At 71.2% G+C, this 22640-nt stretch carries 26 protein-coding genes; 14 read left to right on the top strand and 12 right to left on the bottom strand.

What is annotated here, in order from left to right; translation table 11 throughout:
* Positions 1-358: 358 nt before the first annotated feature.
* The 3 genes from ADK41_RS26595 to ADK41_RS26585 all read right to left on the bottom strand — a co-directional run bounded on the left by ADK41_RS26595 (position 359) and on the right by ADK41_RS26585 (position 2095).
* Positions 359-757, bottom strand: a complete 399-nt coding sequence (locus tag ADK41_RS26595; RefSeq protein ID WP_030830854.1) for a hypothetical protein — start codon at positions 755-757, stop codon at positions 359-361.
* Positions 757-1032, bottom strand: a complete 276-nt coding sequence (locus ADK41_RS26590; protein WP_030830852.1) for a hypothetical protein — start codon at positions 1030-1032, stop codon at positions 757-759. Before ADK41_RS26590 ends, ADK41_RS26595 begins: the two co-directional genes overlap by 1 nt.
* A 142-nt stretch (positions 1033-1174) precedes the next feature.
* Complete coding sequence (locus tag ADK41_RS26585) at positions 1175-2095, bottom strand: SDR family NAD(P)-dependent oxidoreductase (RefSeq protein ID WP_063756561.1); 921 nt, start codon at positions 2093-2095, stop codon at positions 1175-1177.
* 51 nt (positions 2096-2146) lie between these two features.
* Here ADK41_RS26585 and ADK41_RS26580 point away from each other — a divergent pair, with 51 nt between their 5' ends.
* Both ADK41_RS26580 and ADK41_RS26575 read left to right on the top strand, forming a co-directional pair.
* The gene (locus tag ADK41_RS26580; RefSeq protein ID WP_037804715.1) at positions 2147-2794 is read left to right on the top strand and encodes a TetR/AcrR family transcriptional regulator; all 648 of its coding nucleotides are present in this window, start codon (positions 2147-2149) and stop codon (positions 2792-2794) included.
* A 78-nt stretch (positions 2795-2872) separates the two neighbouring features.
* Positions 2873-3514 (top strand): SMI1/KNR4 family protein, encoded by a 642-nt coding sequence (locus tag ADK41_RS26575; RefSeq protein WP_030830844.1) that lies wholly within the window; start codon positions 2873-2875, stop codon positions 3512-3514.
* 144 nt (positions 3515-3658) lie between these two features.
* On the opposite strand, the gene ADK41_RS26570 is transcribed toward ADK41_RS26575, so the two are convergent.
* The gene (locus ADK41_RS26570) at positions 3659-4834 is read right to left on the bottom strand and encodes a site-specific integrase (protein ID WP_030830841.1); all 1176 of its coding nucleotides are present in this window, start codon (positions 4832-4834) and stop codon (positions 3659-3661) included.
* 186 nt (positions 4835-5020) lie between these two features.
* On the opposite strand from ADK41_RS26570, the gene ADK41_RS26565 reads away from it, so the two are divergent.
* Together ADK41_RS26565 and ADK41_RS26560 are read left to right on the top strand one after the other, a co-directional pair.
* Positions 5021-5440, top strand: a complete 420-nt coding sequence (locus tag ADK41_RS26565; RefSeq protein ID WP_030830838.1) for a hypothetical protein — start codon at positions 5021-5023, stop codon at positions 5438-5440.
* Positions 5441-5633: 193 nt separating this feature from the next.
* The gene (locus ADK41_RS26560) at positions 5634-6290 is read left to right on the top strand and encodes a class I SAM-dependent methyltransferase (protein ID WP_030830835.1); all 657 of its coding nucleotides are present in this window, start codon (positions 5634-5636) and stop codon (positions 6288-6290) included.
* 685 nt (positions 6291-6975) lie between these two features.
* Here the strand turns inward: ADK41_RS26560 and ADK41_RS26550 are convergent.
* Together ADK41_RS26550 and ADK41_RS26545 are read right to left on the bottom strand one after the other, a co-directional pair.
* Entirely contained in the window at positions 6976-7437 is a 462-nt protein-coding gene (locus ADK41_RS26550) for a hemerythrin domain-containing protein (protein ID WP_030830829.1), read from the bottom strand.
* Positions 7427-8206: an alpha/beta hydrolase gene (locus tag ADK41_RS26545; RefSeq protein WP_199822402.1), complete on the bottom strand. Its 780-nt coding sequence runs from the start codon at positions 8204-8206 to the stop codon at positions 7427-7429. The genes ADK41_RS26550 and ADK41_RS26545 overlap by 11 nt, the downstream gene beginning before the upstream one ends.
* Before the next feature lie 581 nt (positions 8207-8787).
* On the opposite strand from ADK41_RS26545, the gene ADK41_RS26540 reads away from it, so the two are divergent.
* Positions 8788-9486, top strand: coding sequence for a restriction endonuclease (locus ADK41_RS26540; RefSeq protein ID WP_030830824.1), 699 nt, complete (start codon positions 8788-8790; stop codon positions 9484-9486).
* A gap of 123 nt (positions 9487-9609) precedes the next feature.
* On the opposite strand, the gene ADK41_RS26535 is transcribed toward ADK41_RS26540, so the two are convergent.
* Complete coding sequence (locus ADK41_RS26535) at positions 9610-9774, bottom strand: hypothetical protein (protein ID WP_158717689.1); 165 nt, start codon at positions 9772-9774, stop codon at positions 9610-9612.
* A 143-nt stretch (positions 9775-9917) separates the two neighbouring features.
* Here ADK41_RS26535 and ADK41_RS26530 point away from each other — a divergent pair, with 143 nt between their 5' ends.
* From ADK41_RS26530 to ADK41_RS26510, 5 genes are all read left to right on the top strand, one after another.
* Complete coding sequence (locus ADK41_RS26530; RefSeq protein ID WP_030830818.1) at positions 9918-10937, top strand: endonuclease/exonuclease/phosphatase family protein; 1020 nt, start codon at positions 9918-9920, stop codon at positions 10935-10937.
* A gap of 115 nt (positions 10938-11052) precedes the next feature.
* Positions 11053-11559 carry a DUF2617 family protein gene (locus tag ADK41_RS26525; protein ID WP_030830816.1) on the top strand — a complete coding sequence of 169 codons (507 nt, stop codon included), beginning with the start codon at positions 11053-11055 and terminating at the stop codon, positions 11557-11559.
* Complete coding sequence (locus tag ADK41_RS26520; RefSeq protein WP_030830814.1) at positions 11556-11960, top strand: DUF4247 domain-containing protein; 405 nt, start codon at positions 11556-11558, stop codon at positions 11958-11960. Before ADK41_RS26525 ends, ADK41_RS26520 begins: the two co-directional genes overlap by 4 nt.
* Positions 11961-12058: 98 nt before the next feature.
* A complete protein-coding gene (locus ADK41_RS26515) occupies positions 12059-12496 on the top strand; it encodes a DUF350 domain-containing protein (protein WP_030830812.1) in 438 nt (145 codons plus the stop codon).
* 13 nt (positions 12497-12509) lie between these two features.
* Positions 12510-14114 carry a polyamine aminopropyltransferase gene (locus ADK41_RS26510; RefSeq protein ID WP_051843322.1) on the top strand — a complete coding sequence of 535 codons (1605 nt, stop codon included), beginning with the start codon at positions 12510-12512 and terminating at the stop codon, positions 14112-14114.
* Positions 14115-14426: 312 nt separating this feature from the next.
* Here the strand turns inward: ADK41_RS26510 and ADK41_RS26505 are convergent, their stop codons facing one another.
* Both ADK41_RS26505 and ADK41_RS26500 read right to left on the bottom strand, forming a co-directional pair.
* Positions 14427-14969: a GNAT family N-acetyltransferase gene (locus tag ADK41_RS26505; protein WP_030830807.1), complete on the bottom strand. Its 543-nt coding sequence runs from the start codon at positions 14967-14969 to the stop codon at positions 14427-14429.
* Entirely contained in the window at positions 14954-15946 is a 993-nt protein-coding gene (locus tag ADK41_RS26500) for a hypothetical protein (RefSeq protein WP_348538637.1), read from the bottom strand. Before ADK41_RS26500 ends, ADK41_RS26505 begins: the two co-directional genes overlap by 16 nt.
* Positions 15947-16375: 429 nt before the next feature.
* Between ADK41_RS26500 and ADK41_RS26495 the strand changes: the two genes are divergently transcribed.
* From ADK41_RS26495 to ADK41_RS43475, 3 genes are all read left to right on the top strand, one after another.
* Positions 16376-16798: an ATP-binding protein gene (locus ADK41_RS26495; protein ID WP_030830801.1), complete on the top strand. Its 423-nt coding sequence runs from the start codon at positions 16376-16378 to the stop codon at positions 16796-16798.
* A gap of 201 nt (positions 16799-16999) precedes the next feature.
* On the top strand, positions 17000-17170 hold the full coding sequence (locus tag ADK41_RS41815) for a hypothetical protein (RefSeq protein ID WP_158717688.1): 171 nt from the start codon (positions 17000-17002) through the stop codon (positions 17168-17170).
* 400 nt (positions 17171-17570) lie between these two features.
* Positions 17571-17843 carry a hypothetical protein gene (locus ADK41_RS43475; protein WP_234318917.1) on the top strand — a complete coding sequence of 91 codons (273 nt, stop codon included), beginning with the start codon at positions 17571-17573 and terminating at the stop codon, positions 17841-17843.
* Positions 17844-18535: 692 nt separating this feature from the next.
* On the opposite strand, the gene ADK41_RS26480 is transcribed toward ADK41_RS43475, so the two are convergent.
* Positions 18536-19270 (bottom strand): hypothetical protein, encoded by a 735-nt coding sequence (locus ADK41_RS26480; RefSeq protein ID WP_030830795.1) that lies wholly within the window; start codon positions 19268-19270, stop codon positions 18536-18538.
* Positions 19271-19555: 285 nt separating this feature from the next.
* On the opposite strand from ADK41_RS26480, the gene ADK41_RS39820 reads away from it, so the two are divergent.
* On the top strand, positions 19556-20026 hold the full coding sequence (locus ADK41_RS39820) for a 4Fe-4S cluster-binding domain-containing protein (protein ID WP_234318913.1): 471 nt from the start codon (positions 19556-19558) through the stop codon (positions 20024-20026).
* On the opposite strand, the gene ADK41_RS26470 is transcribed toward ADK41_RS39820, so the two are convergent.
* Together ADK41_RS26470 and ADK41_RS26465 are read right to left on the bottom strand one after the other, a co-directional pair.
* The gene (locus ADK41_RS26470; RefSeq protein WP_051843316.1) at positions 20018-21277 is read right to left on the bottom strand and encodes an MFS transporter; all 1260 of its coding nucleotides are present in this window, start codon (positions 21275-21277) and stop codon (positions 20018-20020) included. The genes ADK41_RS39820 and ADK41_RS26470 overlap by 9 nt on opposite strands.
* A gap of 94 nt (positions 21278-21371) precedes the next feature.
* Entirely contained in the window at positions 21372-22598 is a 1227-nt protein-coding gene (locus tag ADK41_RS26465) for an acyltransferase family protein (protein WP_037804688.1), read from the bottom strand.
* Positions 22599-22640: the final 42 nt, after the last annotated feature.

Here is a 22640-nt window from a genome sequence, read left to right as displayed (position 1 = left end):
CGGCCCGACACGAGGACTGCCCGCCCCAGTCGTCGCGGACGCCCTTGGCCACCACGACAAGACCACCAGTCGTCCCCTCAGAGAGACCGGTGGGACCTGGAGCCGACACGCCGCTGGCGATCACACTCGGTCCCGTGCCGGCCGGTGCGGAGCGTCGTGGTCGGCGCCGTCCGGCCGCTTCACCCGTCCGTCCACGCGACCACCGCGGTGATCCGCATGAGCGTCGGCAGCGGCCTGTCCGTGCGGGCGCCGGCCGGGCTCGTGTCCGCCGTGGGAGCTGCTGCGGGCAGTGCCGCCCCGCGTCGTCCCGTCTCCTCGAGCTGAGAGGTGCCGCCCCTCCGCTCCCGCGGACGGGCGCCTACTGGTCGGGGTGGACGGCCTGGACGCCGGTCCCCGCGTATGCCTTGGGCGTCAGGGTGAGCAGGAAGCGCCCGGTGGGGTGGGCGGGGGAGGGCCGGGCGGCGTGGATGGCGTGGACGGCGGCCCAGGAGTGCCCGAAGCGCAGCAGCTCGGTGGCGGTGACCGCGGCGTCGGTGTCGAAGGCCTCGATGCGGATGAACCGCAGTCCCTTGACGTAGCCGAGGAGCCCGGGCCGCTCGGCGTCGCCGGCCGTCAGCGACAGCACCGGCGCGTACAGCGTTCCCAGCCCGCCCGAGGCCTGTACGTAGAACGCGGCGACCGCCTCGTTGAACGGGTCCTTCGGGTCGTACAGCGCCGTGGCGGTCGTGTGGTCCAGGACGACCGGGATCGCCCCCACTACGCGGCTGCCTGCGGGGCGTGCCGCGTCCCGCCCAGGCGCTCCAGCAGCACCCGTGCCTTCGCCTCGGCCTCGGGACTCGGCGCGGCGCCGAGAGCGGAGGCGAGCTCGGCACGGGCCAGCTCGGCACGCTCGGCGTACTCGGCCTGGGTCGGGGTGCCCTGCGCGAGATCCTCGACCAGGGCGCGGATGGTCGTGCCGCGCTCGGCCGCCAGCCGGGCCAGCCGGTCACGCGCCGCCACACTCACCTTGATGCTCGTCTCGTCCGCTGCCATACCCATGACTGTACCGCGACCCTCTACTACGAGTAGAGGCGCGAGCCGGCCGCGGGGCGACGCTCGTGCAATGAGCCCGCGGCTTGACGCCGGGAGAGTCCTCGCCCCGGGCAGGAGGGCGAGTTGTCCGTTGACTGCGAGCTCACCGGTGGCCGCACCACACGGGACGGAGCCGTTCGTGGAGACCTCGTCGGCCAACGGCTCCCTTCGGGTAGTGGCGGCGCAGGTTGGCGGCGAGGACGCGGTCGAGCGTGCGGTCGGACAGCATCGGGCCCAGGCGCATGATCAGGGCGGCATCCCGGCCGGCGGTGTAGCGGGTGCGTGGTCTGCGCGTCGTCACGGCCCTCGCGATGACCCGGGCGGCGGCGTCGGCGGTCAGGCCCGAAGCAGTGCCCGAGGTCATCAACTTGTTGTTCGCCTGGACCAGGCTGCCGTAACGCTCGCCCTGCTCCGGCGTCATCCGGGCAGCCAGGTGGTTCGCCGTCTCGACCCCGCGGGCAGCCATCTCCGTGCGGACGCCGCCGGGCTCGACCACGACCACCTGTACGCCCAGCGGAGCGACCTCCCGGCGGAGCGAGTCGCTGACCGCCTCCAGGGCGAACTTCGCGCCGGCGTACGCGCCGTATGTGGCCATGGCGAACTTGCCGCCGACCGAGCTGATGTTGATCACACGACCCTTGCTGCGCAGCAGCGCGGGCAGGAGCGCTTGAGTGACGGCGATGTGGCCGAAGAGGTTGACTTCGAACACCCGCCGCCACTCCGTCATCGGCAGGGCTTCGACCGGGGCGTTCACCTGGACGCCGGCGTTGTTGACGAGCGCGTGCAGCGCGCGCGGGTCGTCGGCGACCCGCGCGGCGAGTGCCTCCACCTGCTCGGACTTGGTGATGTCGAGGATGACCGGCTCGATGCCGGTCGATCGGATGGCGTCGGCGTCACGGTCGCGTCGCACGCCGGCCAGGACGTGAAATCCCCGGCGAGCCAGTTCGCGGGCGGCTGACGCGCCCATGCCCGTGGAGGCTCCGGTTACGACGATCAACTTCTGGGTTTCAGATGACGTTGTCACCTTGACTACGGTACCGGTTCAGATGACGCTGTCAACTGTATGATGGAGGTCATGACCACCCGTGCCGAGTCCGCCGCCGCCACCCGCCGCGCTCTGCTCGACGCGGCCGCCGAGCTCCTCGACCTCGGCGGCCCCGAAGCGGTCACCTTGCGCGAGGTGGGCGCGCGGGCAGGCGTGACCCGGGGAGCGCCGTACCGGCACTTCACGGGCAAGGACAGCCTGCTGACCGCCGTCGCGGCCGAAAGCTGGGAACGGATCGGCGACCAGGTGCACGCCCTTCGAACCGACCCGTCCCTGTCTGCCTCCGAGAAGCTGCGCGGCGCTCTCCGCGCCCTCATCGATGTCGGCCGGAACCAGCCACACCTGTACCAGGTGTTGTTCAGGCGGCGTGCGAACCTTCCTGGGCAACTCGGTGACGGGATGGATCGCATCCGGCGTCAGCTATGCGGGCCGGAAGGCGACCCGGCCGTGGCCGACCGCGCGGCCGAACGCTTTCAGGACGAGTTCCTGGACATCGTCGCCGCCCTCGCGGGAGAGCGGAACGCACGGCATTACGGCGCCCTGCTGCTGACCAGCGCCCACGGCATCGCGGGCATGGAGCTCAGCGGCCACCTCGACACGGACAAGTGGCACACCACCGCCGACGAACTCGTCGACACCCTCGTCCGCATGGTCACGGACGTCGGCGAAACGACATAGCAACGCCCACGTCCCCTCGTCGGCAGACGCCCCTGCGAGGACGGCGGTCCTGTCAGAGCCGCCGTCTATCGTCTGCCCATGACAGCAACGAACGTCATCCTGTTCGATCAGGCATGGACCCGGTTCGAGTCGTGGCTGGCCGCCCATTCGCCGGCGGATCACGCCGCACTTCGACCACCGGCAACCGCTGCCGAGATCTCCGAGCTGGAGATGCAACTGGGCTTCGCCCTTCACCCCGAGCTCAGGAGGCTGCTGGAGCGGCGCAACGGTGTCGTCGAGCCGGAGTCGAGCAGCGGACCCGGGCCGGGAGTCTTCCCGGCCGGCAGCATCCTGCCGCTGGGCCATCGGCTCAGCACGACCTCTGAGATCGCGTCGATGCACGAAATCCTTGTGGAAGTCGGTGAGGACAACACCGAGGCCGAGCTGTGGGACGAGGAGGACCTCGCCGGTCATCTGCATCTCTGTGTGCCGTTCGCGCTGCCCAACGACGGAGGTGTCGCGTTCGTCGATCACCGGCCCGGCCCCACGTACGGGCACGTGTACGAGATGGGCATCGGCTCCGGCGATCTGGACGGCACCCTGTGGGGCTCGAGCCTGACCGAGTTCGTCCGCGCCGTGACGGACGCTCTGGAATCGGGCAACCCGTTCATGTACTACTGGCCGGCCACCTTCGAGCATGCTTCGGGCAGGACGTGCGTCGCATGGGAGATCCATTCGTAGATCACACCGCCGACGCGGTCGAGCAGGTCCGGTGGCGACGGGCACGAGGACCGCGTTGCGCAGGCGATGCCCCGCCGGACACCGGGCACGTCACCATGATCCTTCCTCGACCGATCGTCATGTGATGCTCAGAATGATGGCTGGTCAAGTAGCTTTCTGTACGCGTGACTTGACCCGGACGGCATGCAGCGGGTTGTCCGTCTTGCCCCGGGCCGGCTCGATGTAGTGCTTGCGGACCGTGGGGGAACCGGGCTTCCACCGGCCCTGTGCGGTCGGGTCCCCTCCCGCTTCGGAGATCTCCTGCGCCGGGCCCCGGCGCAGGCCGTGCGCGGTCACCGCGCGACCGCCGGGAGCCTTGACCCCGGCGAGCCGGGCGCGGGTCTTGACTATGTTCCCGACCGCGTCGGGGCTGAGGAAGTCGCCGCGCGGCCCGGAGCGAGGGCGGATGGTGCCGCCGCGGGTGATGTGCCGGAACAGGGGGCCGGAGGTGATGCCGTGGCGGCGCAGCTCCTCCAGCCACGCGCGCACGCGGACGACGGGGCAGAGGGACGGGTCGTCCGGGTCGGCCGGTACGAACGTGTCCTCGCCGTGGGCGGCCTGGTCGGTCTTGGAGAACGCCACGCGCACGGTCACGCCGTCGTCCTCCACGACCAGGTGCTCGATCAGGAGGTTCGCCAGCTCGCTGCGGCGGGACAGCATCCCCCACCCGAGGGTGAGCAGCGCGGCGTCCCGCAGGGCCTTCGGCCGTGCGCGGTCGTCGGTCGCGGTGCAGGTGGCCACCATGGCGGACAGGGCCGCGGTACGGATCGGCGGCGCCTTCCTGGGCGCGCGGCGCCGGGCCCAGTCCCGGGCGTGCTTGCGGAGGATCTGCCGGGCCTCCTTCGTGCCGGGCTGCTGTCCGTCGGGGTGGGCGGAGCGGATCGCCGACATGTGGACCTGGACGGACGGGGGTGCCAGGTCGCGTTGCACCAGGTGCCCGACGTACTCCACGAAGGTCGCCGTGGTGCACGGCATCGGCACCCGTCCGTTCTGCGCGCACCAGGTCGTGAACTGTCCGAGGGCCGAGCCGTACGTGCGGGAGGTGTTGGCGGGCGGCGCCCCGTCGATCAGGCCGGCCGTCTCCTGCGAGATCCGGAAGTCGGCTTCGGTGTAGACCGGTTGGTCGGCCGTCGTCGGGATCGGGGCGTTCGGCCGGAGCAGGGTGTGCCGGTCGACGAGCGGCCGGGGCGCCGGCGCCTCCGCCGGGACGGGGAGCGCCCGCGCCTCGTCCCGGTCGACCAGTTCGGCGTCGACCACTTCCACGGCGCTGGAGTCGGCCACGTGCCCCTCCGTCAGGATAGCCTTGTATAACGGAAATTATACGGGGCTACTTGAGGTAACCATCCGAGGCGCTCCTGGAGGCCTGACGACGCCCCAGACGCACGGCGGCCCCACCGCGCGCGGTCGCCACCCGCACGAAACTGCTACCGTCCTCGTCACATCCACGTCTATTGGTACGGAGAGATCTTGCGCATCACCGTCACGATCGACGATCCCACCGACGACTTCCGGGACCAGCTCCTCGCACTCCTCGAGAAGCACGCCGCCCACGTCGACGTCGACGCCACGTGGACCGTCGAACGCGCCCTGCAGTACTACCGGACCCTGCCCGCACGAGCACGCCACATCGTCCGCATGGCCGCCGACCACGACGGTTTCGTCGACGACGACGACCTCCGCACCGACGGCGGCAGCCTCCGCGGCCACAGCGGCGCCCTCAAGCGCGTCCTGGAACGCGGAGTCCGCGAGGGCTGGTGGCCGGCCGGGATGCAGCCCCCGATCCAGGCACAGGGCCCCGGCTTCGGAAAGGTCAAGGGGTACTCCATGCCCGACGAACTGGTGGATGTCTTCCTCACCGCCGTCAAGCGGTACGACGAGCGGAAGTGACTCCGTGCGGGAGAACGGACAGCACTTCGACACCAACCTGATGCCCATGGCGATATGCAAGAAGTGCGGTGCGGACAAGCGCCGTTGACCCCGTTCCTGTTCCCGGTCCCGTTCCCGGTCGGACCGGGGAGAGGCGGCCGCGGACGCTGCCGAGCTGGCCGTGGAGACAGGATTACTGGGAGGGACTCATGACATGACGACACTGCCGCACCGCTTCCTGCACGCCCTCGACCGGTTCAACGCCGCCCACCCCTGGGACCACAACGCCCACTACCACCGGTGGATCATGCGGCAGCTCCCCGGAGGCTTCCGCACGGCCCTGGACGTCGGCTCCGGAACCGGCGACCTGGCCAGGCTCCTGGCCACGCGCGCCACGGCGGTGGACGCGGTCGACTCCGATCCGGCGATCGTCGCCCGGGCGCGGGAACTGACCTCTCCGGACGCTCCGGTGACCTTCATCGCCGCGGACGCGCTCACCGGGGTCCCCGCTGCTTCCTACGACGTCATCACCTGCGTCGCCGTCCTTCACCACCTGCCGTTCACCGACGCCCTCGCCCACTTCCGCCGGCGCCTGACGCCCGGCGGGACGTTGGTGGTCGTCGGTCTCTGGCGTGCGCGGACCCCCGGCGACCACCTGCTCGGTGCCGCCGCCCTTCCGCTGAACGCCGCCACGGGCTGGATCAGGAACAAGGGCCGCACGGCGCCCCCACCGGCCTCGACGACGGCGCCGGTCCGTCCGGCGACCATGAGCTTTTCCGAGATCGTCCGGGAGACCCGACGCGTCCTGCCCGGTGCACGACTGCGCCGCCGACTGTTCTGGCGCTACACGCTGGTGTGGCGCCGGGACTGAGCCCCGGGGCCACGCGAGCGGCCCGTCGAGCCTGTTCCGGGCTGCTGGAACCCGTGCGTGTGTGGATCACCGGCCAGTCGTCGCACGCCCTCCGAAGCGCTGCTCACTTCCGCGGACAGAGCCGTCCTCCCGGACGGACGCCGTGGCTCTCACACAGCCGTGTCCGGGGTGCCGTCCGCTTCCTCGGGCGCAAGGCGCAGCGTTCGTCGGCCTGACTGCCGTCCCCCCTCCGGCGCCTGTTGCCCACTCTCGGATGCCGCCCTGGCTCCCTGCGAGCCGAGCAACCGCTCCACGGGCAGCAGCCTCTCCCCCGTCGTCCCCGCGGCCGACTCGTTCGTGGTCGGCCCCATGCCCAGCGCTCTACGTGTCATGGGACGATCTTGCCTCCTCCCCCGCAGCGGCGGACCGGCGGCCCGGGATCGTATGAGGACATCCCCGTACGTCCCTCTGCCCGACACCGACGACTCTGCGGTCCACCCGGGAACCGGGCGTACTCGGCCGCGAGGAGGCGGAGACCGGTGGTGAGCCGTCCGGCGGGCAAGCCGCGCACCACCTCGCGCCCTTCGGTTCGTGTGGCGGGGGGCCGGTCGCGGTTCGGAATCCGGGCGAGGCGGTGGCGGTTCCACTCGAACCCGGGGGGGATTCCCGTTCGCGCCGTCGGCGGGCGGCGCGAACGGGACGCGGCTCAGCTCAGCGGGCCGAAGATCTCGGTGCGGTCGAAGTCGGCGTCCAGGCCGTCCAGCACCGCTCCCAGTTGCTTCTCCTCGTACGTGAAGTGCGTCTCCATGACCGCCTCGATCCCGTCCAGGTGACGGTGTGCCACCTCCGGGTCGGTCGAGTCGGCCACCGCCTTCCGCAATCCGCCGATGAGGTGCTCGATCATGTTGTGGTCCTGAGTCAGCTTCGCGACCACCGGCGCCAGGTCAGGTCGTGCCCGTACCAGTTCGGGGAACAGCGAACCGTCCTCGGCGCGATGGTGGCCGGACAGGGCAGCGCAGAACCCGTGGCAGAACAACAGCAGGTCGGTGGCGGCGTCGGAGGGGTCGCCGCCGTCCAGTCCCGCCCGCGCCAGCGCCAGCGCATCGCGCAGCTTGCCGTGCACCCGCCGCAGTTCCACGCCCCAGGCGGTGACGCGGTCAGTCGGCAAGAACGCCCTCCCGTCGCAGCCAGGCCGCGCACGCGGTCGTCCAGGACGCGGTGTGCGGCTCGCGCGCGATGAACTTGTGCGACTCGCCGCCGTATTCCACGCCGTCGGCCAGGCCGATACCGTGGCTGCCGCCCGGGTAGACGTGCAGCTCCACCGGTACCGCGGCCGCCGCCAGCGCCCGGGTCCATTCCAGGGCGTTGGGCAGGCCCGGCGGGTCCTGAGCGGTGGCCCATACGAAGGTCGGGCACACCGACGCGTCCACGTGCCTGGCCGGGGACAGCTCGTCCTTGATGGGCAGCAGGTCACCGAGCAGGTTCTCGACCACCGGCGGCGGCAGCAGGTCGAGGTCGGCCAGCGCGTAGGCCAGGATCGCGAAGTCCGGTCGGGGCGGGTCGGTGACGCCCTCCTCGATGGACAGGACCCGGCCGGTCATGAGCAGGCCGGCGAGTTGGCCGCCCGCGCTTGATCCGATGACGCCGACCCGGCCGACGTCGAGGCCGTGGTCGCCGTTGCGGATGTGGTCCAACGCGGCCCGGGCGTCTTCGAGCGGGGCCGGGAACCGGTCCGGCAGCAGCCGGTAGGACAGGACGAAGGCGTGGATGCCGAGGCCGGACAGCCACCGCGCGTAGCCTTCGCCCTCGTGCGGTGGAAGTTCCCGGAAGCCGCCGCCGGGCAGGACGAGGGCGGCGGGTCGGGGGCCGGAGAACCGGTTCTCGGCGGGGTAAAGCGTGATCTTCTGTGAAATCGGGGTGGGAATGGCCGTAGCCACCTTTCGATACGACGCCTCCATGCCTGACGATTCGTCCGCCACCGGCACGCGACGCTGCCTGGAACTATAACCGCGAAGGCCGGAAGGGCAGTTGTGTCGCGCCGCCGCAACGGCGTCAGGGTGAGCACGCGGTCTCCGAGGACCACGAGCCGGCGTCATCGCCTCACACCGCGTTCCCGGCGACGTTCCGAGCGGCTCCGGGCCTCGATGCCCGACGCGCCGGGCCGCCCGTCTCAACACCCGCCGACCCCACTGACCGGCCATCGCCCGCCCCCCTTCCCTGATCACGACGAGTGACGGCTGGACGACCGGTTGTCAGTGGCCCCTGTCATCATGAGCGGTCGTACGGGGAGTCGTGCCGAGGGGGAGGTTCGCATGCCGTGGATTCGTTCGTACGCGCGCTCCGGCGGGACACCGGTGCGTGGGCGTACGCGGTGGGCTCCGGGGGCGCGACGGGAGGTGACGATCCTCGGTGGGGTGGCGTCGGCCGGCGTCGCGCCGGGCGACGGGGATGCCTCCGGGGCGGGCGAGGGGGTCCCGCGGCCGCGGCCCACGGTGTCGTGCCCGATCCGGTGGGAGCGGTGACCCGGCGGCGCCCGCCGGTACGGCGGCGTGGGCGGCGGCCCGGCGGGAAACAGGACGGGGACGCGCGGCTGATCGCCTTCGCCGTGACGGCGACCGCTGTCGTCGTCCTGGCGGTGACGGTGGTCAAGTGGCTGGCGGCGCACTGGTGGGTGCTCGTCGTGCTCCTGGTGGTCGCCGTGCTGGTGGGGGCCGGCCGGTTCCACCACCGGCGGCAGCAGGCGCGGTGGGAGGCCGTACGGGCGCGGGGTCTGCGGTACGGGCTGCCCCAGCTGGACGCGCTGCACCACACCCGGTTCGAGGACGCGGTGCGCGACCTGATGCGCCGGGACGGCTGTCAGGACGCCCGGCGGGTCGGCGGGCGAGGTGATCTGGGCGCGGACGTGAAGGCCACGGACCCGTTCGGACGGCGCTGGGTGATCCAGTGCAAGCACCGCCGTGCCGGGGCCGGAGGGGCGGCGGTGGGCACGCCGGATCTGCAGGTGCTCAACGGAACGGCCCGGCAGGTGCACGGGGCGGACGTCGCGGTGATCGTGACGAACGGCCGGGTGACCGGTCCGGCCGTGACCTTCGCCGAGGAGCAGCGGCTCCACGTCGTGGACCGGCGGACCCTGGCCGTGTGGGCGGCGGGCTCGCGTCCGCTGTGGGAGCTGCTGCGGGCGGTGCCGCCCCCGCGCCGCCCCACGTCCCTGAGCTGAGGAGCGCGGCCCGAGGGTGAGGGGGATCTGGCACATGTGCCGGGTCCCCTTGAGGATGGGGCGCCGAGGGGTCGTGCCGGGGCCCGCCTCGGTGGTGGCGGGGCCCGGCTTACCGGTGCGGCTTCACGAGTGTCGGACCAGGCGCGTGCACGCTTCCCGCACCGCGCACAGCAGACGGCCCGCGATGCCGCGCGAGGCTGCTCCCCTGCGTGCTTCGGCGAAGTGGTCCGCGCTGCTCAGTTGCCCGTTGACCCACCGGTTGGCGGTGTCCGCGTCCTTGTGGGTCACGGTGAGTGTGTGCTTGCTGTGACTCATGCCCCCGGCAGCCGGGTTCGGCCGACCGTCCGCGACCGGAACCGTGCGCGCCCGTGCCGGCGTCCCCGTAGCGGGAACCGGTGATCTTGCCGGGCACGACTCCGGAGTGGGGACGCATGACGGGCACGGTCACCGACACCCCGCACGACTCGGACCGGCGGCGGACACCCGGCCGACGCGGACGGGCGTGGGGGCTGCTGGGCTGTGGCGTCGTGCTCGCCGTACCCGCCGCTCTGCTCGTCGTCCGGCTGACGGGACTCGACGCGGGGACGCCGCTCGCGATGCCCATGGTGCTCTTTCCCTATGCGACCGTCCTCGGTGTGCTGGTGCTGGGCGTGACCGCCGCCGTCCCCGCCCTGCGGTCCCGGTGGGCCGTGGCCGTCGCCGCGGTCGTGGTGGTCGCCCACGTGACGCTGCTGGCCCCGCGGTTCGTCCCCGAGGGACGGCACGTGCCCGCGGAATCGGTCGAGTTGCGTGTCGCCACCGTCAATGTGAACGCCGGCGGCGCCGATCCCCGCGCGCTGGTGGAGCTGGTCCGCGCCGAGCGGATCGACGTGCTGGCCGTGGAGCAGATGCCCCCGTCAGGGGTCGACGCACTCGACGCGGCGGGCCTGGGCGAGCTGATGCCGTACCGGGAGCTCCACCCCGAGGACGACTCCTCGCTCTACTCACGGCATCCGCTGTCCCACGGCGGCACGACGCGCATCGACACCGCCTGGCCCCAGACCACCGCCGAGGTCGCGGTCGGCGGGCACCGGGTGCGGTTCGTGGCCGTTCACACCTACTACCCGCTCGGCGACCCGGAGCGTTGGACACGGGACATGACCGCCCTCGCCTCCCTGGCCCGGCGCAGCGGCCCGGACACCGTGTTCCTGGGCGACTTCAACGCTTCCCTCGACCACGCCCCGATGCGGGAGCTGCTCGCGGCCGGCCTCACGGACACCCATGCCGAACTCGGCCACGGATGGGCCCGCACCTGGCCCGTCGGCCACGCTCTCGTCCCGCCGCTGATCCCGCTGGACCACGTCCTGCACGGCTCCGGCCTGGTGGGGGTCTCCGTCGGCGAGCACACCGTGCCGGGCACGGACCACCGGGCGGTCGTCGCGGTACTGGCGCTGCCGCCGGAGACGGACTGACCTCCGCGAAGTGAGAGGTCCCCTCGTCCCCCGCCCCTCCCCCGCCCCTCAAGTCCCGCGAACACGTGTGCCATACTCGAGCGCCGATCATGGCAGGAAACGACCGGGGGGCCGTGTGTACGCCGTTTCTCTGGACGCCCCCTATCTGGACACGGACGCGGATCAGCTCTGCTTCTCGCTGGACCTGACGGAGCGTCCGGCGCTGGCAGAACGTGTGGTGTCGCTCGACGGGCTGGAGGTGCGGTTGCGGCTGCTCGGGGCCTCGCACCAGGTGTTCGCCGGCCCCGTGCGGGAGACGGTGGCCTGTCTGCAGGGTGCGGTGAGGGGGCTGCCCGAGACCTGCACCCGACACCTGCCGGGCTGGGTCTACGACTTCGGCGCCACCACCCGCCGGCTGCCCTCCGAGGAGTTCAGCGCCGAGGTGGCACAGGTCCTCGACCGGGCCACCGACGCCGAGCACAGCCTGTGCGGGGTCTTCCCCGGCTCGCCGGAGGCGGTCACCGCCGTGGTCGTCGAGCCGGTCGGGGGACCGTACGGCACCGGGCTCCTCTGGCGCACCTGGCACACGTATCCGCAGAACGGCCAGATCGTATCGACGCACAGCCGGCTGGAGGCCCGATGAACAGCGCCCGACTCGTCCGCGCAGCGGTGGCGGCCATGCTGGCCGCGCCCCTGCTCGCCGCCTGCTCCAGCGACGGGGACAGCAACGCGGCCCCACGCGAGTGGATCAAGAAGACGTACACCGCCACCGGGGCGGACTGGCTCGACCCGGACAGCACCCCGAGCGAGGTCGCCCAGGCGATCCGCACCGAGCGGCCGGAACTGGACCGTGCCTCCGGCGGCACCATGGAGTTCCTGCGCTACGGCGACGACATGGTCACCGTCTCGCCGTACCGGAGCGGCAGCCTGATCGAGATCGAGGACTACCGCAACGGCTACCACCGCCACCAGCAGCACCTCACCTACTGGCCGAACCCGAACAGCTCGAGCTTCCGCGGCGGCGGCCCCGGTGAGGGCAAGTAACGCCCGGTGACCGGCCGGCCCACCCGCCGACGCATCCCACGTTCCTCCCGCACACCACCGGATCACGCCCCGACCCCGCCCTCAAGAAAGGCAACGCAGTGACCGAGATCTTCGAGTCGACCGGCCAGGCCCTGCTCTACGGAGTCGTGGGCCTCGTCGTGATGGCCGTCGGCTTCATAGCGCTCGACCTCGTCACGCCGGGCAAGCTGTACCACGTGGTATGGACCGACCGGAACCGCGGCGCGGCCGTCCTGCTGGGCAGCCAGTCCGTCGCCGTGGGTCTGGTCATCATGAAGGCCATCGAGGCGAGCGAGTCCGAGCAGGGCCTCGGCCACGGCCTGCTCAGCACGCTGCTGTACGGCCTGGCCGGGGTGCTGGTGATGACCGTCGTCGGCATCGTGATCGGCGTGTTCACGCCGGGCCGGATGGGCGCGGTCGTCCTCGACGACCAGGACGGCCGTCCGCACCCCGCCGCCTGGGTCCAGGCCGGCATGTACCTGGGCACCGGGTTCATGGTCGGCGCGGCGATCTCGTAACGGCGCCCCCCCGATGAGCGCCACCGCCGTGCAGGGCGGCGACACCACCGCGACACCCTCCCGCCCCCCGGCCGTCCGGCCCGCCCGGGGGGCTCGTTTCCTGCTGCTGTTCGCCGTCTTCCTCTGCGCGGCCTGCGGCCTCGTGTACGAGCTGGCCCTGACCGCGCTGGGCAGCTACCTCATCGGCAACTCGGTGCTCCAGACCTCCGTGGTGATCTCCGTGATGGTGTTCGCCATGGGGCTCGGCTCCCTCGCCGCCAAACCCCTGCGCCGCCGCGCGGTGGGCGCGTTCGCGCTCGTGGAGGGCGTGCTGGCGCTGGTCGGCGGGCTGTCGGTGCTGGTGCTGTACTCGGCGTTCGCCTGGCTCCAGCTGTACACCCCAGCGATGATCGTGGTCGCGATGGCCGTCGGCCTGCTGATCGGCGCCGAGATCCCGCTGCTGATGACCATGCTCCAGCGGATCCGGCGGCAGGAGGCGGGCAGCGCGGTCGCCGACATGTTCGCCGTCGACTACATCGGGGCGCTGGTCGGCGGCCTGTGCTTCCCGCTGTGGCTCCTGCCGACGTTCGGCCAGCTCAAGGGCGCGCTGGTGGTCGGCGGGGTGAACGCGGTGGCCGGCGTCCTCGTGGTGGTGTTCATCTTCCGCCGGCAGATGCGGCGCTGGGTGCGAGGCGCCCTGCTGGCCGGGGTCACGGTGGTGCTGGCCGTGCTCGGCACGGCGTACGCGCTCGCGGACGACCTGGAGGTGACCGCGCGCCAGCAGATGTACCGGGACCCGATCGTCCACGCGGAGACGACGCCGTACCAGGAGATCGTCGTCACCCGCTCCACGGCCTTCACCGGCGAACCGGACATCCGGCTCTTCCTCAACGGCGATCTCCAGTTCAGCTCCGTCGACGAGTACCGCTACCACGAGTCCCTCGTCCACCCCGCGCTCGCGGGCTCCCGCGCCAACGTGCTGATCATGGGCGGCGGCGACGGGCTCGCCCTGCGCGAGGTGCTGCGCTACGACGACGTCCAGCACGTCACCCTCGTGGAACTGGACCCGGCGATGACCCGGCTCGCACGCGACTACGAGCCCCTGCGCGACCTCAACGACGAGGCGCTCGACGACCCGAGGGTCAAGGTCGTCAACGCCGACGCCTTCACCTGGCTGCGCGACGCCCGCCAACCGTACGACGCGGTCGTCATCGACTTCCCCGACCCGGACACGGCGGCGCTGGCCAAGCTGTACTCGGTGGAGTTCTACCACCTGCTCGAGCAGGTCCTGACGCCGCGGAGCAGGGTGATGGTGCAGAGCGGCTCGCCGTTCTTCGCACCGAAGACGTACTGGTCGATCGCGAAGACGATCGAGACGGCGGGCTACTCGACCACCCCGTTCCAGGTCGACGTGCCGAGCTTCGGCAACTGGGGCTTCGTCCTGGCCACCCCGGGCGACGGTACTCCCCCGCCGCTGCGGCTGGCATCGGACGCCCCGCCACTGCGCTACCTGGACGAGGCGGTCCTGAAGGCCGCCGCGGTGTTCCCCGTGGACCGCCGCCGCCAGGACGTACGGCCGAGCACGCTGATGGAACCGGCCGTACTGGATTACGTGCTGGACGAGTGGGAGAACTACTGACCGCCCGCGCTCGGGATCATCCGCGTGGTGGGCGGGGACGGGTTCGCGGCAGCGGCTCCTCCGTCCCCCGGGTCCGTCCGGTGCTCGCTCCTGGCGCGTCCGGCGAAGGGCTACCGGACTCACGCGGTCCGCATGGGCGGGAGTCCGGACGATCCGGATGCCGGACACGGGGGCCGGGCCGGTGGAGCCGCAGGCGGCAGGGCCACCACGACAAGCGGAGAGAGCGGCCGGTCAGGGCGTCGGGGCGGCACGAGGGACGGTCACCGGGCCGCCCGTACGGCCTTCGAGGACGACGGCGAGAGGACGGCCGGGTCAGCGTGGGAGCGGCAGTTCGGCCAGCATGACGGCGTACACCGGGGAGTCCGGGAAGGGCCGACGCTCCCCGACCTTCCTGAAGCCCCAGGACTCGTACAGTGCCTGGACCCGAGGGTGCGTGACGTCGACCAGGAGGACGGCGAGATCCTCCGGCCGGTCCTCCAGAAGCGCCCGGGAAAGCGCGTGGGCCACACCCCGCTTCCGCCACTTCGTACGAACGGCCAGCTCCGAGAAGGAGAACGTCCGGTCCTTCTCCGGGGCGGGCTCGAGGTGCTCACGCCACCACTCGCGGTTCGGGTTCGCGGGAGCCCCATAGGCGAAGGCCACCGGTTCCTCCCCGTCGAAGGCGATCACACAGGCGAACTCGGGATGACCTCCCCAGTGGTCCACGAACCAGGGGAAACGTTGGTTGAACTCGTCATCCATCGCATCGGCGTGGGCGTCGGCGTGCACGTCGATCAAAGCCTGGCGGATCCGTGGGAGATCCTTGTGCGCGAAGCGGCGAACGACCAGATCGGCAGCGCTCAAGCTCGACTCCATTCGGCTCGGCAGCGATCCCCCCACTCTCGTGCGACTGCCGCGTCCGGCGCAAGAGTGATCAAGTCGCGGTAGTAGTCCCCGAGGAGGGAGCGCATCCTTCCAGGCAGCGGCGAGCCCTCCATCAGCTCGAAGACACCAGAGGCCGTGGCACACGCCTCATCGACGTCCTGCTGGTGAAGCTGGGCCAGGGCGAGCCGTGCGGTGGCCAGGGCCCTGTTCCTGCGGAACTGCTCGGGGATCGACCTCAGAGCCATGTGGGAGGCGGCTTCGGCTCCGGAGTGGTCCCCGATCCGGTCCCGGACGATGGCCGTCATGGCAGTCAGTTCAGCCAGTCCGTAGAAGGCCGTCCAGCTCGGCCTGGGCCGGTCCTGCTCAGCCTTGCCCAGCGCCTCCTGGGCGTGCCCGAGGGAGCGGATGGCAGCCTGGCGGTCCCCGAGGTTCGAGTGGCCGATGGCCGTACGGGCATGGGCCAGGGAAGCGAAGAAGGGATCCCGCCTGGTGATCACCATCGTCTGCGCGGCCTGGGCGGAGTCGACGGCCTCCGTGTGTTCCCCTCGCTGGTGGGCCAGCATGGCGTACGAGTTCCAGACCCTCAGCTCCGCCACGGAGTCCTGGGCCATCCCGGCCAGGTACAGGGCCTTCCCCAGCAGGGCGTACGCACGGTCCGGCCGACGGGCGTCGATCGCGCTCCAGGCGGCCGTGGCGGTGTAGTCGGCGGCGACGGAGAAAAGCCGGAGGCGGATGCGCTGTGTGGCCCCGAGCTTCTGCTTCTCCAGAGCCTCGGCGGCCCCGGCCAACGCGGCCCGCTCCAGTTCCTCATGGCCTCCTCTGGTGTCGTCCAGGGCCGTCAGGGCGTCCAGCCCGCTGCGGAGCCGGAGGACGTCGGAGGTCCCCACCTTGGGCGGGGCCCCGACGAAGGGGAACGCCACTGCGGCTGTCGTGCCGCCGGCGACTGTGAGGAAGTTCCGGCGCCTCACGGGGTCCTCCACAGAGTTCGAGGTGTGCCGTCTTCGCGCCGGCGGACTGAAGCCCAGCTCTCCGGCGGTACAGCCGAATACTGCCTCTAACGCCTCGCGTTGCCGAGAGTGAGGCCACCTTGTCTTTCCGGTCAGCCAGTTGCGGACGGTGCGGTCGCTGACCGTCCCCTCGTGCCCGGCACAGACCAGGTGAGTGTTCACCTTGTCGGCCAGCTCGGTCTGGGTGAGGCCGCTCTCCTGCATGGCGTTGTTGAGGCTCTCGTTCCCCTCCACGTAACCACGGTAGTGACTGATCCCCCATCAGAAGGGGAGTGAACAGGAAATTTCCGGTCGGGGTCGATGCACGCGGTGCGGGCTTTTCCTGCCCCTGGGAGGCCGTGAGCCGTTCACTCGGTAAGGCCATACCGCAACCGCACCCCAGAGGTCCTGATGACTGTATTGGCAACGCCGCACCCCACAGGGCACCCCGGATACTCCGAGACCCTCCCCAGAGAGCCGGAGAGCGCGGCCGTCGCACGCCGGCTCGTCCGGACCGCTCTGGCTGCCTGGGGCCTGGAGGAGCACATCGACGACGCCATGGTGGTCATCACGGAGCTGGTCTCGAATGCCGTGGAGTACGGCCGTCTCGCCTCGATCCGGGTGGTCGTCACGCGGCCCGCCAAGCACCGGGTCCGCCTCGGGGTGGTCGACCGCTCCAGGACCGTCCCCATGATGCGGACCGACTCCAACGGAGACCGGATCCGTGGCCGTGGCCTCGTCCTGGTCGACTCCTTGACCGAGCGCTGGGGCACGGACCTCCACCAGTGGGGCAAGCAGGTGTGGGGCGAGCTGAAGTGCGAGCCGCCCCGGTGACCGAGACACAGGTGGGAGACCAAGTGCGGGACGAGAAAGCGGATGAGGAGGGCATCGCCTCCCCCATGAGAGGAGACGGGTCATACCTCCTGCGAAAGATCTACGCATGGGCCCTCGCCTGGACGGCCACGAACGCCGGCGAGTCAACCGTCACTGTGCCGCGCGAAGAGCGGATCAAGAGGGAACGAAAGGCGTAATCCCGTGCACGGCAGCGCATTCCTGCGGCTGAGCGACCTCACGGACGAGCAGACGTACGGGTTCTTGAACCAGGTGATCCGGGCGGCACGGGACACCGACACCGGCACGCTCCTCCCCGAGGGCCCTGTGGTCGCTTCGCACCAGCCCTTCAGCACGGAGAGGACGGCCGCGTGAGGCGGTCCACCGCTGCGCCGCGAGTCGTTCCGTACATCACCTCACGAGAGGGTGAGTACGGCGCGCTGGAGGCGGAACTCACTTTGAGGAGAGACACCTTCGGCGCCGTGCGCCTGGCCTACCACGACGAGACCCCTGACGACCGTGGTCCGCGCGGCGAGCTGTGGGCGCGGTGCTCCCAGCCACTCAACGTGTCCGGATGGCCGACAGGCAGGCCGCAGTGGCGTCTGGTCAACCCTGCCCGGCAGCGAGAGGCGATGGAGCAGCTTCGGTGTCAGGTCGGCTTCTGCTCGGCCGAGACAGCCAAGGGCCACTCTTCTTGGCCGGGGCTACGGAGGACCTCTCTCGGCGCTCGAACGAGCCGGTGAGGACGGCTCAGCCGCCGGTGTGCCTGAAGCACGTGCGCCCCGCACTCGAGCTCTGTCCGCACCTGCGGAAAGGACACGTCGCCTTCCTCGCTGGTACGACCTCGATCTGGGGCGTCATCGGTTCCCGGTACCGACTCACCGCCACCGGCCTTGAACCACTTCCCGTCGAGGAGGGCGACGTACCGGTCCCGTACGGGCATCCCCAATTGGGCTGGTTCCTCGCGAGTCAACTCGTGCGCGAACTGCGCGACTATGAAGTCGTCAATGTGGACGATCTTGAGCCCATCGCCCGGACGGTCGACTGACGATCCTGGGCGATGTAGCCCGGGCCATCGGTCGGCTTCCCAGCGGCGCCAGAACCCCTACGTGCCGCCCACCGCAGAACCGCCCATTGGCGATAACGAGAGCGGAGAGAGTTCACCGACAGCCTCCCGAACCACCGACACGCCGCGCCAACCTGCACCCGAACACGTACGACCGAAGGAATTTCATGGCCCCAACGAGCCGAGCACGGTCGCGACGGCTCGGGGACCATCCCCGCGGGTGCGGGGAGCAGGCCCGCAGCCGGTCCGCCGACGCCTCGGTGGCGGGACCATCCCCGCGGGTGCGGGGAGCAGGTTGACCCCCACAACCGGCTCTGACCTGCGAAGGGACCATCCCCGCGGGTGCGGGGAGCAGTGGTGGTGATCCTGGCACCGATCGCGGTGCCTGGGACCATCCCAGGCTGGAGGAGGTGAGCGGCCAGACCTGCTCCCCGCACCCGCGGGGATTGGCTTTGTTCACAAGAAAGAACCGGCAGCACCTGTACACGGGTTCGGGCAGCACTCGAAGCTCTGCGGAAACCGAACAGTTCATGGCCTCGGGCGGCAGGGGCCCCTGCCGGGAGTCCAGCAGGAGCCCACGGGGCGGAGAGGTGCGGAGGACCGGGGCCTGTCCTCGAGGAGCGGCATGCCGGTCGGCACCCGCTACCGACTGCTGCCGGTCCGACGGCCCGGCCTCACTTCAGATGTCGAGTGAAGAACCGGGCCGCGGCCTCTCCCGCGAACTGCGGGACGCCGGTGTGCCCGCCCATGTGGGCGTGCAGGGACTTCTCCTTGGAGCCGAAGGCGTCGAACAGGTCCAGGGCCGCCTGCCGGTCGTTGCCTTCGTCGTCCCACTGCAGCAGGACGTGCAGCGGAACAGTGACCTGCCGGGCCTCCTCGAACATGGCGCGAGGCACGAAGCTCCCGGCGAAGAGACCGGCGGCCATGATGCGCGGCTCGACCACCGCCAGCCGGATGCCGATGGAGATCACTCCCCCCGAGTACCCGACCGGGCCGCCGATCTCGGGCAGCGAGAGGAGGACGTCCAGGGCGGCCTGCCACTCCGGGACCGCCTTGTCGACCAGCGGGAGGACGAGGGCGTCGACGATCTCGCCGCTGACCGGCTCGCCGGCCTCCATCGCCCGGCGCAGGTCGGCGCGGGCCTGCTCGACGACGGGCCAACGGGGCCGGTCGCCGCTTCCGGGGAGTTCGATGGTGGCCGTGGCGAAGCCCTCCGCCGCGGAATGCCGGGCCCGGGCCACCAGCCGGGGGTACATCTTGCACAGCCCGAGGGGAGGGTGGCCGAGCAGGATCAGCGGCACCGGTGCGGATGCGGATGCGGGTGTCCACAGGATGCCGGGGATCCCACCGAGGGTGAATTCGCGTTCGAGGAGGCCGTCGCCGAGGCGCTGCTCGGAAGTGAAACGCATGGTCGTGCCTTTCAGGAGTGCACTGGAACGGCACTCCCGGACGACCTGTCTACCGCCCGACCGTGACCCCGGAGGGGAGCACCCATGTCGATACTGCGTTCACGGGTACCACCTCCTCGATCCTTCGCACGGCCTCCGGAAATGTAGCAGGTCGGCCTCGTCCGCGAGACCGGGAGCAGCTGGGCCCGGTTCGATGTGGTGGGGCAGTGACCTCGCGCGAGCCCGTCGCCTTCGGACCGGTGACGGACGGAGTCGAGCACCGGGTGATCGTCGCGGAGTGCTTCGGTGTCGAAGCGCCGGCCTTCCAGGGCGAGGGCCCCGACTGCGGGCACCCTGCCCTGTTCATCGTTCATCCGCCTGTCGCGGTGCAACCCGACCTGCGCGAAGTGCGACACGAGGTACACCTGGGACTGGTCCCGGTTCGACCCGCGCGAGGAATCGACGAAGCGGTCCGTGGCGGACCTGGTGGCCCGGGCCGCATCCTCACCGGTCGAGCCGGTCGTGATCACCGGCGGTGAACCGCTGATCCAGCAGTCGCGCCTGGTGCCCCTCGTCCGAGAGTCGCCGGCCGACGGAGTGCGGTTCAACGCCTCGCCCGAGCTCGCTGATTTCGGTGTGGACGAGGCCAAGAGCATCATGCTCGCCGTGCCGGAGGCGTTCGCGGCATCGGGGCGAGCCGCGTTCAAGTGCGTCGCTTCCACGGTGGCCGACCTCGACCGGGTCGCCGAGTTGGCCGGCGCCCCCGCGTCACCGTGACGCTCCGCTGCCCGCGACGGTCGTGCCGGTGTCGTGGGATGCGCCGGTGGCGGGGAGGGCGGGTCCGGGAGAGGCCTTGCGGAGTCGGGTGTGCAGCAGGGCCAGCAGCAAGGCCGCCGCGGTCGACGCCGCGCCGGCCGCGGCCACGGTCGGCAGCGTGTTCCCGCGGGCCAGCAGGAGGCCGCCGAGCCAGCTGCCGAGCGCGATGCCCACGCAGAACGCCGAGTTGTTGATGGTCAACGCCATGGTGGAGGACGACGGGCCCGCCGCGGACACGATGGCGTTGTTGAGGGCGGGGATCGTCGCGAAGTAGGCGGTTCCCAGCAGGCAGAAGACGCCTGCCACGGCCCACCGGTTGCCCGGGGGCAGCGCGAGCAGGAGCAGACCCGCCGCGGCCGCGCCCAGGGTCGCGGGGACGGCCGCGGACGGGAACCGGTCGGCAGCCCGGCCGCCGGCCGTGTTGCCGACGATGCCTCCGAGCCCGTACAGCAGCAGGAGCACGGTGACGCTCCCGGAGCTGAAGCCGGCGGATTCCGTGAGGTAGGGCGAGGCGTAGGTGTAGAGGGCGAAGACTCCCGCGGTGCCCAGCGTGATGACCGCGGCGACCAGCAGCATCGGGCCCGGCAGGACGAACCGGCGCCGGCCGGGTCCGGTGTCCGAAGCGGCCGTTCGGCGGAGACCGGCCGGCCTCGCCGCGCCCCTCGGGGATTCCGGTGCGGGGAACCGGGTGAGCAGCGCGGTGGCGGCGAGACTCACCGCGGCCAGTGCCCAGAAGGTGGCGCGCCAGCCGAACGCGGTCCCGATCAGGGTGCCGGCGGGCACCCCGGCCACACTGGACAGGCCGATGCCGAGGGTGACCTTCGCTCCGTACACGGCACGCCGGTCCGGTGGCGCCGTGTCCCGGGCGGCGGCCACGAAGGCGGCGATCAGGGTGGAGTGGACGACCGCGCTCACCACGCGGCCCACGAGCAGCCAGCCGAAGCCGGGAGCCGACGCGGCCAGCGTGTTGCCGAGGACGAACACGCCCATCATGGCGGGCAGAAGCGTGGTGCGGCGCAGCGTGGCGGTGGTCGCGGTGACCAGGGGGCCGACCAGGACGACCGCGACGGCGTACACGGTGATCAGCAGGCCGACGGCGGTCAGTGAGACGCCGACGTCCTGCGCGATGTCCGGCAGGATGCCTGCGATGACGCTCTCGGCTGTGCCGATGCAGAAGGTGCACAGCATCATCGCGAGGACGGGCAGCGGCATGAGGGCTCCTCTGAGGTCGGTCCCGTCGGCCGCCGGGCTCTCCGGGCGCGAGCCGGGAGAGGCGGGAGAGCCCGGCGGCCGGGGTCCGGTCGGGTCAGGGCGTGCCGACGGTGACCGGCCGTCCGCTCTCCTCGCTCCCGGGCACGGGGCCGTCGGCGGCGGGCTGGGCGTGGGCGACGCGGAGGGTACGGGCACGGGCACGGCTCCGGCGCGCCCAGGCCCGTACGGCGGGCCGCTCGACACCGACGTACAGCAGCCAGGCCAGCAGCAGGCTCACCGCGGCGATCAGCACGGCCACGCCGGCCGCCTCGGCGAGCGAGCCGGCCTCGCGGTACCCGAACCGTTCCTGCAGTACGGACAGCAGGATCTGGTGGACCAGGTAGAAGGCGAACGACACCTCGCCGAGCCATACCCACACGCGTCCGCCGACCGCGGTGCCGCGGCCCTGCGCGTCCCGGGCCGCCGCGGCGGAGATCAGCAGCGCGAACGGCACGACGACGACGGCGTTCAGGGAGAACAGGAAGGGCGCCTGGAGGCTCAGCGCGTAGGCCGCCAGCGTGACGGCCAGCGCGGGCAGCACCCCGAGGCCCATCCACCGGCCGGTCAGCACGATCCGGGCCATCAGGATGCCGAGCAGGAAGTCGAGCACCCGCGCGGGCGGAAAGATGTAGACGAGCCACATCTGGGTGATGGAATGGCCGTACAGCGGGGAGTTGGCGTGGTTCGGTCCGAACGACTCGCCCGCGGGCAGCAGCTGCACCAGCAGCGGCAGCGAGATGATCACCATCGCCGTGCCGCCGGCCCACCACCACAGCCGCTCGGCGCGGATCCGGCGGACCCTGCGGTACAGCGCGGGGAACAGCAGGTAGAAGACCAGCTCGCAGGAGAGCGACCAGCTGGGATTGTTGATGCTGAAGAACACGTCGTCGCGCGGTATCCACGCCTGGAGGAGCAGGAAGTTGGGGATGCCCGCTCCCCAGGTCGCCGACGCGTAGGCGTAGGAGGCCAGGGCGACGAGGAAGGTGACGACGTGATTGGGCGCGATCTTCACGATCCGGCGTCCCCAGAACGCGGTCGTGGTGTCGTCGTCGCGCGCGGACCAGGCCAGTACGAAGCCGCTGAGGATGAAGAAGAAGGTGACACCGGCCCAGCCGCCGTTCTTCACCGCGGAGGCGAAGGGGCCGTGCTGTTCACCGGGGGTGGAGTAGGCGTCGAGCAGCGACAGATGGAAGAGGAACACCAGGAAGGCGGCGAAGAAGCGCATTCCGGTGAGCGAGGAGAGCCGGGGAGAACGCCCGGGCGCAGTCGTGGCAGTGGACACGAGGACTTCCCGTCGATGTGGGTCTGCGGACAAAGAGGGGAA

The organism is Streptomyces caelestis, from assembly GCF_001279005.1.
GTDB classification, from domain to species: Bacteria; Actinomycetota; Actinomycetes; order Streptomycetales; family Streptomycetaceae; genus Streptomyces; species Streptomyces heliomycini.
This window is presented reverse-complemented; position numbering and strand designations above follow the sequence as displayed.